This window comes from Paludisphaera rhizosphaerae, assembly GCF_011065895.1.
GTDB classification, from domain to species: domain Bacteria; phylum Planctomycetota; class Planctomycetia; order Isosphaerales; family Isosphaeraceae; genus Paludisphaera; species Paludisphaera rhizosphaerae.
This window is the reverse complement of sequence record NZ_JAALCR010000108.1, coordinates 1-265: the sequence shown is the minus strand read 5'-3', so window position 1 is coordinate 265 and position 265 is coordinate 1. Positions and strand designations below refer to the sequence as shown.

At 69.1% G+C, this 265-nt stretch carries 1 protein-coding gene; it reads right to left on the bottom strand.

The window, feature by feature from the left end:
* Positions 1-265 (bottom strand): pilus assembly FimT family protein (locus tag G5C50_RS32190; RefSeq protein WP_407673641.1); only part of this gene is annotated, 265 nt, incomplete at both ends.

Here is a 265-nt window from a genome sequence, read left to right as displayed (position 1 = left end):
TCGATGGGGATGAATCGGTTCGAGGCCAGAATCCGGCTGGGGTCGATCGTCGTGGGCGCGCCCGGAGCGAGGCCGTTGTAGGTGGGGTCGGGTAGGAACCGAAGGCCGTGCGGGGTGTTGGTCCGCAGCGAGGCGTCGCGAGCGGCCACCAGGCCCCCCTGGATGATCCGCGCCGCCTCGCCCACCTGACGATGGCTGATCGCGGGAATCACCACCGGCAGCGTCACCGCCGCGATGATGCTCACGATCAGCAGCACCACCAGCA